This window comes from Dietzia sp. SLG310A2-38A2 (assembly GCF_014145095.1).
Lineage (GTDB): Bacteria > Actinomycetota > Actinomycetes > Mycobacteriales > Mycobacteriaceae > Dietzia.
In genome coordinates, this window is record NZ_JAALDX010000466.1 from 5449 (window position 1) to 5702 (window position 254).

Here is a 254-nt window from a genome sequence, read left to right on the forward strand (position 1 = left end):
CGCCCGAGACGAAGGCCTGTCCATCCGGGCCCTCGCCGAGAGGCACAAGGTGCACCGCCGCACGGTGCGCGCGGCGCTGGCCGATGCGGTGCCGCCACCACGTAAGACCCCGCAACGCACCGCGCCGGTACTGGGCCCGCATGAGGCGACGATCCGGCGCTGGTTGACCGAGGACCTCACAGCGCCTCGCAAGCAGCGTCATACCGCTCGCCGCGTGTGGCAGCGCCTGATGGAGGAGGAAGGAGTGGAGGTGG

The 254-nt window shown here is 71.7% G+C and carries 1 pseudogene; it reads left to right on the forward strand.

Annotated features, from left to right (window positions below):
* A pseudogene (locus G6027_RS18450) lies at nt 1-254 on the forward strand (IS21 family transposase); the annotation flags it as partial.